Source organism: Mesorhizobium sp. M0052 (assembly GCF_040323255.1).
Classification (GTDB): Bacteria; Pseudomonadota; Alphaproteobacteria; order Rhizobiales; family Rhizobiaceae; genus Mesorhizobium.
On sequence record NZ_JAMYUS010000038.1, the window covers coordinates 21,800 to 28,153 of the forward strand.

Below are 6,354 nucleotides of genomic sequence, written 5' to 3' on the forward strand. Positions count from 1 at the left end.
AAATGCGGTCCGCATACGGAGCCATTACGTCGCGGCACTTGATATTGCAGTGCAGCAAAGGTAGAGGGCCGCCCCTTATCGGAGTGTCGTCCATGGCCCTTACCAATGCTGGTAGCGAGGCAGAACCCGTCGAACAATCGAGCCATCCCGAAATCGAACAGGACAGCACCAAGGTGCTGATGCTAGGCGCGCTCGGCGTTGTCTATGGCGATATTGGCACCAGCCCGATCTACGCGTTCCGTGAGGCGCTGGTGGCGTCGTCGGGCGGCAATGTCGCCGAGCGCGGCGATATCCTCGGCGTGCTGTCGCTGATCATCTGGTCGCTGACTATCATCGTCACCATCAAGTACATCATGTTCGTGCTGCGCGCCGATAACGGCGGCGAGGGCGGCGTGCTGTCGCTGATGGCGCTAGCGCGCGGCAGTTTCCCCAAGCGGTCGGCGGTGATCCTGGGCATCGGCATCGTCGGCGCCTCGCTGTTTTTCGGCGACGCGGTCATCACGCCCGCGATTTCGGTGCTGTCGGCGGTCGAGGGTATGAACGTCGTCACGTCGACCTTCCAGCCCTATGTGGTGCCGCTGACACTGGTCATCCTGGCCATGGTGTTCGCGGTGCAGCGCTTTGGCACCGGCGGGGTGGGATTGGTGTTCGGCCCGGTGACCGCCGTATGGTTCCTGGCAATTGGCCTTTCCGGTCTCAACCACATCATCGCCGATCCAGAAATCCTGTGGGCGGTGAGCCCGCACTACATCGTCGCCTTCCTGATCCATTCGCCCGACGTCGCTTTCGTGACCATCGGCGCCATCTTCCTCGCCGTCACCGGCGCCGAAGCGCTCTATGCCGATCTCGGCCATTTCGGATGCAGGCCCATCGTGGTCGCCTGGCTGTGGATCGTGTTTCCCTGCCTGCTGCTCAACTATGCTGGGCAGGGCGCTTTCGTGCTGGCGAAGAACGGTCACGTCGGCCACCCATTCTTCGAGATGAACGAAGGCTGGACGCTGATCCCGATGGTGGTGCTGGCAACCGCCGCGACGGTTATCGCCAGCCAGGCGGTGATCTCCGGCGCCTTCTCGCTGACCAGGCAGGCGGTGCAGCTCAATATGCTGCCGCGTCTCGAAATCCTGCACACCTCGGAACGGCAGTCGGGCCAGATCTACATGCCGCGTGTCAATCTGTTGCTGGCGCTGGCGGTGATGCTGCTGGTGGTCGGTTTCGGCGAATCGAGCAAGCTGGCCTCGGCCTATGGCATCTCGGTGACCGGCAACATGCTGGTGACGACGGTGCTGCTGTTCGTCGTCATGACGCGCATTTGGAAATGGCGCCTGTGGGTGGCGGTGGCGATGACGGCGGTGTTCGCCTTCATCGACATCGGCTTCTTTGCCTCCAACATCGTGAAGGTGTTCGAGGGCGGCTGGGCGTCGCTTGCGGTGGCCTTCACCATCGTTCTGGCGATGTGGACCTGGGTGCGCGGCAGCCGCTATCTGTTCGACAAGACCCGGCGCAACGAAATCCCGCTCGATTTCCTCGCCGGCAATCTGCTGAAGAAGAAGCCGCAGCTGGTGTCCGGCACCGCCGTGTTCCTGACCAGCGATCCGCAAAGCGCGCCGACAGCGCTGATGCACAGCCTGAAGCACTACAAGGTGCTGCACGAGCAGAACGTCATCCTTTCGGTGGTGACCGCGCCGCAACCGGTGGTGCCCGACAGCGACCGGGTCAAGATGGAGACGGTCAACGAGCTGTTCATGCGGGTGACGCTGACCTTCGGCTACATGGAGCAGCCGAACATCCCGCGCGCGCTGGCGATCTGCCGCAAGCAAGGCTGGAAGTTCGACATCATGACGACGTCGTTCTTCCTGTCGAGGCGCTCGCTCAAGGCATCGCCCAATTCGGGCATGCCGGTGTGGCAGGACAAGCTGTTCATCGGCCTGGCACGCACGGCCGCCGATGCGACCGAATATTTCCAGATCCCGACCGGACGTGTGGTCGAGATCGGAACGCAAGTGACGATTTAGGGCATGCCGCGGTTGAGAAGAATCGGTGCTGTCACATTGATTGAGCGGGTAAGGAAATTCAGGTAGCAGCGCGCCCGGCACTGTAAGTTTCAGCGGCTTGATGCACGCGATAGCTGGCCGGGACGGCTGTCACGCTGTGGCGACACACGCGATCTTGTTCCAGATTTGCATGGGGGCGTTACGCAGGTCTCGATGTTGAGCCGATGACAGCGCATTGCAGGGAAAGTGAGCAGGTCGGCAATCGGATCATGGATGGAAACGAACCGCTGAAGCTGGCGTGCCGACTTGAAGCGTTTCATGATCCCTTTCGCGTCGTCGAGTCGGCTGGTGCGAATTTTCCGCTCGATTATTCAGGCCTGTGTGCGACCGGTGTTCGACGCCGGGCAAGAGGTCGCGCATGGCGGCATCATAGGATCGGAGCTTGTCGGTGATCATGATCCGTGGTGTCCGCCCTTGAGCTTTCAGCAACTTGCGCATCAGACGCTTTGCCGCCTTGGCATTTCGGCGGCTTTGTACCAGCACTTCGAGGACGAAGCCGTCCTGATCGACGGCACGCCAGAGCCACTGCTTCTTGCCACTGATAGCCACGACACATTCGTCGAGATGCCATTTGTCGCCCAGGCAGCCGGCTGATATTGATCTCCTGGGCGAAATGCCGTCCGAATTTCTCCGCGCAGCTTCGAACGGTCTGATGCGTGACGATGATGCCGCGGGCCGCCAGCATGTCCTCAACCATGCGCAGGCTGAGCGGAAAGCGAAAGTAGAGCCATACCGCGTGCGCAATGATCTCGGGGGAAAGCGGTGGCGACCATAGAGCGGACCACGAGCAACTTCTGACATGGCCCAATGTAAGCACATCTTCATAAGCTGTCGGTTGACTTTACGGTGCCGCGCCAAGCGAGCAGCATCCGGCCGGCGGGGCCGACCCCGTCTCCCGGCCGTGAGCAGAACGGCATCACGCAGGGGCCGCTTCATCCTCGACGCGGCCAGCCTGCTTTGCCGTTACCGCCGCCGCCGAAAGCGCCAGGCGTTGCCGCCAGGCGCCGGTCCGCCGGCAGCGGTTCGTCTCCACCGATGATCCGATTGCCAACCAATTCCACTTTCCCCCATACCTGCGTAACGCCGCTATGCAAATCTGGACAAAATCGCGTATGTCGCCGCAGCATGACAGCCGTCCCGACCAGCTATCGCTGCATCAAGACGCTGATATCTTTACAGTGCCCGCACGCCTCTCGCGCGCCAACGGCCAGTCGGTGTCGCGAATTGAGGCGCGCTGAAGCCGTCCGGCTCAGCCGATCATGGCGCTTCGGTTGCCGGGTTCGAGGTCGTGGCCTCTGCCGCTGCGCGATTCTAGCAATTGCGCCTTGGAGAGCTCTGCTTCAGCCTCGGCGAGGCATGGCTCGGCTGCGGTTCTCTGCCGCAGAAGGTCCGATTGCGAATTCTTGACGTTGTCACGACGTAGGCGAGCGGCCTTGGCGAACGTCGGATAAGCGAAATGATTGACATCGGAGATGCCGCCCTTCGTTTCCTCGGCGTTTATCTGGAACTCCAGTTCTCGCGCCATGCGTTCGAAATCGGCAATCATGATGTCTAGCTGGTGCAACTGTCGTCGCTTCTCATTCACCTGAAATTGCTTCAGTCGGACCAGATTACCTCGTGGCTTCATGACTCGGTACTCCGGTACCCATTTCGTCCAATCAAACCGCTCTCTCCCCTTGACGTTAGGCCTACAGCGACTCTCACGTTTTCTGCTGCGAGCGGAAACATATTTTCCAAAATCCTTGGCCGATGGCTATGAGTTCAATGCATCGACAAGCATGCGAGCGGGGGACTTAAGGGGCGGTAAAAAAAGGCGGAATAGGGCGATTTTCACAATGTCTGCATATGAACGCATTGAGACCTGCGGCGGGCTTGACACACAAAGCAATCGTCAAGATTTGCGACATGGACGCCGGGGGGCATGAATACGCCCGCCGTCAGCTACACGCCCCCCGATTTCCGCCGCCTATTATCGCCCACGCGCTCTGGCTTTATTTCCGGTTTCCGCTGAGCCTGCGCCTGGTTGAGGAAATGCTGCTGGAACGCGGCATCGTGGTTTCGTATGAGACAAGTCGCCGGTGGGGCATCTAAGTTCGGGCTGGACTGCGCTCGCTGCTTGCGCCGCAAGCCGCCGTGCCGGAATGATGTCTGGTACCTGAACGAAGTGGTCGTCACCATCGCCCGGCAAAAAGCTTTGGTTGTGGCGCGCCGTCGACCAGGATGGATATGTGCTGGACGAAATCGTGCAAAACCGCCGCAACACCAAGGCCGCCAAGCGCTTGCTGACGCGGCCGTTGAAGAAGCAGGGGCTCGCGCCGAAGCGCATGATCACCGACTAGCTGCGCTCGTATGGAGCGGCAAAGCGACAGGTGATGCCGGACGTCAAGCACCGGTCGCACAAGGGGTTGAACAACGGAGCGGAGAATTCCCATGTGCCGCCGCGAAAACGGGAGCGGATGATGCAGAGGTCCGATCGCCGGGAGGCCTGCAACGCTTCGTCTCGACCTTGTCAGCCCTCCGCAACCTCTTCGTCCCGCCCCAAACGTTCTGCTCTCGCCATACATGTTCATCGCCTCAGCGCGATGGCGCTGGTGATATCACGACGCGTTTGTACCGCTCGACCTACGCCACAGGTGCCGACGCTGTGACGAGCTTCGTCGGTCACGTGTCGAGTGACGGCACCGGGGACAATTATCGTCGACCGCAGTCCATTGCCCAGACCAAGGCGCTTCTCGGCGTCGGCACGATGGCAAATCGCAGCGTCACGATCTCGGCCGCTGCCCCTTCTGGCGGCGTGGACGGTGATTTCTGGGTGCAGCCGTAATGGCCCTTTACGTCAAAGCCTCCGGGGTCTGGGGGGCGGCTAGCGCCGTATGGGTGAAAATCTCAAGCCTCTGGACCAAGGCTCGACAGGTCTATGTGCGCAGCTCGGGCGTCTGGGAGAAAATGTTCCCGATAGATCTGGTCTTCAATGGCACTCACGAAGACTCGACTGCCACGACCGTTTACACCCACACCAGCATTCCGCTTCTTGTCGCGCCACACGCTAATCGTCGTGTCATCGTGACAACTGAGACCACTGACACCGAAAGTGCAGTGACCGTCAACAGTATGACGATTGGGGGTGTGGCTGCCACTCTTCTCGCTCAGGTGGAAAGCATCTTCAATTCTGGTGTGGTCTATCTGTCAGTGTGGTCGGCCCTCGTGCCAACCGGTACGACGGCAACGATCGTGACCACGTATAGTGAGAGCGTGTTCCGTGACTACATGTCGGTCTATACGACCACCAATTGGGATGGTGTGGTGGGCACTGTTGCCTCTGACAACAATTCAACGGGTGGCCTGACAACGACCGTCAGCATTGGTGCCCTGGGCGCAGCGATCGCAATTGCGGGCAACGCCACCAAGGGGGCATCGGCACTGCGACATGGACCGGGCTGACCCAACAGTTCTCAAACACACCAGTCACGAATAGAAACCACAGCGGAGCAATGGCAATAGCTACCGCCGCCCAAGCTGCCCTCACCGTAACCTGTGCCTACAGCACTACTCCAGCACTTGTCGCACTGCTGGTGGTTCCGCGGTGCGCAACTCCTGACTGGCGACGGCGTCGGCGACATGCCTTACGGACTCGTATTGCCAGAGCTTGTAATCGTCGACAAACCAGCCAAGTCGGCTCTCGATCGCCGTAGCAAGCTCGTTATAGTCGAGGCTGTCGAGGCCGAGATCCCGCATTCTGGTTGTCATCGACACCTCTACTTTTTCGGCAACTAGAGCGTTGAGGGTTTTGAGAACCAGTTGTTCAATTTCAAGTAATGTCATCACTAATACATGCCTTTTGCTTGCAGATTCAGGTAATGCAACCCTGATCGGGGCGCAACCCCCAAAACGAGGTGTGCCGTTGAAACATGTTCTTGTCATTGACGATGATGCCGCAATGCGGCGCCTCATCGCCGATGCATGCCCTGAAGGTAACCGCAGTCCACGATAGCAAGCAGTTTGACTATGTTCTTTCACGTGAGCCAGTCGATCTCGTGGTTGTTGACCTTAACCTAGGCCGGGAGGATGGACTTGCGATCGTCCGCAATCTGGCGACAAAATCGGATGTTCCTATCATAGTGATCAGCGGCGACCGGCTTGATGAGGCGGAAAAAGTGGTTGCACTGGAGCTCGGCGCAACCGATTTCATTCCCAAGCCTTTCGGGATGCGCGAATTCCTGGCCCGCATTCGAGTAGCGCTACGCCAGCGCATTTCTAGTCCGCGAACCAGAGAGCAGCGCTCATTTCGCTTTGGGGCCTGGAA

5 protein-coding genes and 4 pseudogenes are annotated in these 6,354 nt (G+C 59.7%); 5 read left to right on the forward strand and 4 right to left on the reverse strand.

Annotation, left to right across the window (positions count from 1 at the left end; all coding sequences use genetic code 11):
* The first annotated feature begins 92 nt into the window (after positions 1-92).
* Complete coding sequence (locus NKJ77_RS31030; protein ID WP_352536279.1) at positions 93-2,012, forward strand: potassium transporter Kup; 1,920 nt, start codon at positions 93-95, stop codon at positions 2,010-2,012.
* Between the two features lie 129 nt (positions 2,013-2,141).
* Here the strand turns inward: NKJ77_RS31030 and NKJ77_RS31035 are convergent.
* From NKJ77_RS31035 to NKJ77_RS31045, 3 genes and pseudogenes are all read right to left on the reverse strand, one after another.
* Positions 2,142-2,852, reverse strand: a pseudogene (locus tag NKJ77_RS31035) (IS6 family transposase).
* Between the two features lie 50 nt (positions 2,853-2,902).
* Positions 2,903-3,066: pseudogene (locus NKJ77_RS31040) on the reverse strand (DUF1403 family protein); the annotation flags it as partial.
* A 234-nt stretch (positions 3,067-3,300) separates the two neighbouring features.
* Entirely contained in the window at positions 3,301-3,678 is a 378-nt protein-coding gene (locus NKJ77_RS31045; RefSeq protein ID WP_023690673.1) for a hypothetical protein, read from the reverse strand.
* A gap of 294 nt (positions 3,679-3,972) precedes the next feature.
* On the opposite strand from NKJ77_RS31045, the pseudogene NKJ77_RS31050 reads away from it, so the two are divergent.
* The 3 genes and pseudogenes from NKJ77_RS31050 (at position 3,973) to NKJ77_RS31060 (ending at position 5,492) form a co-directional block, all read left to right on the forward strand.
* A pseudogene (locus NKJ77_RS31050) lies at positions 3,973-4,699 on the forward strand (IS6 family transposase).
* On the forward strand, positions 4,696-4,875 hold the full coding sequence (locus NKJ77_RS31055) for a hypothetical protein (RefSeq protein ID WP_352536280.1): 180 nt from the start codon (positions 4,696-4,698) through the stop codon (positions 4,873-4,875). Before NKJ77_RS31050 ends, NKJ77_RS31055 begins: the two are co-directional and overlap by 4 nt.
* Positions 4,875-5,492 (forward strand): hypothetical protein, encoded by a 618-nt coding sequence (locus NKJ77_RS31060; RefSeq protein ID WP_023679572.1) that lies wholly within the window; start codon positions 4,875-4,877, stop codon positions 5,490-5,492. Before NKJ77_RS31055 ends, NKJ77_RS31060 begins: the two co-directional genes overlap by 1 nt.
* 105 nt (positions 5,493-5,597) lie before the next feature.
* Here NKJ77_RS31060 and NKJ77_RS31065 read toward each other — a convergent pair whose 3' ends face one another.
* Positions 5,598-5,873: an acyl carrier protein gene (locus NKJ77_RS31065; protein ID WP_023679571.1), complete on the reverse strand. Its 276-nt coding sequence runs from the start codon at positions 5,871-5,873 to the stop codon at positions 5,598-5,600.
* 79 nt (positions 5,874-5,952) lie between these two features.
* On the opposite strand from NKJ77_RS31065, the pseudogene virG reads away from it, so the two are divergent.
* Positions 5,953-6,354, forward strand: a pseudogene (gene virG, locus NKJ77_RS31070) (two-component system response regulator VirG); the annotation flags it as partial.

Excerpts from the sequence above, each read along its gene's own strand:
- NKJ77_RS31060 (WP_023679572.1), top strand. The coding sequence starts at position 4,875 with ATGGCCCTTTACGTCAAAGCCTCCGGGGTCTGGGGGGCGGCTAGCGCC.
- NKJ77_RS31045 (WP_023690673.1), bottom strand. The coding sequence starts at position 3,678 with ATGAAGCCACGAGGTAATCTGGTCCGACTGAAGCAATTTCAGGTGAAT.
- NKJ77_RS31030 (WP_352536279.1), top strand. The coding sequence starts at position 93 with ATGGCCCTTACCAATGCTGGTAGCGAGGCAGAACCCGTCGAACAATCG.
- NKJ77_RS31065 (WP_023679571.1), bottom strand. The coding sequence starts at position 5,873 with ATGACATTACTTGAAATTGAACAACTGGTTCTCAAAACCCTCAACGCT.